At 71.5% G+C, this 613-nt stretch carries 1 protein-coding gene; it reads left to right on the forward strand.

Annotated elements, in window-relative coordinates:
• The coding region (locus IF47_RS0126760; RefSeq protein WP_031511610.1) for a cholesterol oxidase substrate-binding domain-containing protein at positions 1 to 613 on the forward strand (613 nt) is incomplete at both ends.

Raw genomic sequence — 613 nt, forward strand, 5'->3', positions numbered from 1 at the left:
CGCACGTTCCGCCGCGACGAGGCGGACTGCGCCGCGCTGCTGACCCATCTCGGCCGGTCCCTGGTGACCGAGGTGGTGCTGCGGGTGGGCTCGAACACCGACCTGCGGTGCGTGAGCCGTACGGACATCCCGGCGGGCGAGCTGTTCGCCGCGCCCGGCTCCGACGGGCGTACCTTCTCGCGCTTCCTGGACCAGGCCGGGCGGGTCGAGGCGATCTGGTTCGCCTTCACCGAGCACCCCTGGCTGAAGGTGTGGAGCGTCTCCCCCACCCGGCCGCTGACCTCGCGGCGCGTGACGCGGCCGTACAACTACCCGTTCTCCGACAACATCCCGACGCCGGTGGCGCAACTGGTCGGCCGTATGACGTCGGAGGCGGCCTGGTATCTGGCGCCGGTGCTGGGCACCGCGCAGTACGACGCGGCCGCGCTCGGTCTGGTGACGACGCTGTCCGCCGACCTCTGGGGGCCGTCCAAGAACACACTGCTGTATCTGAAGCCGAGCACCCTGCGAGTGCACGCCGACGGCTACGCGGTGCTCACCTCACGGGAGCAGGTGCAGCGGGTGCTCTCCGAGTTCGCCGCCTTCTACCGGGAGCGGCTGGCGGCGTACGCGG

This window comes from Streptomyces megasporus, assembly GCF_000718985.1.
Classification (GTDB): Bacteria; Actinomycetota; Actinomycetes; order Streptomycetales; family Streptomycetaceae; genus Streptomyces; species Streptomyces megasporus.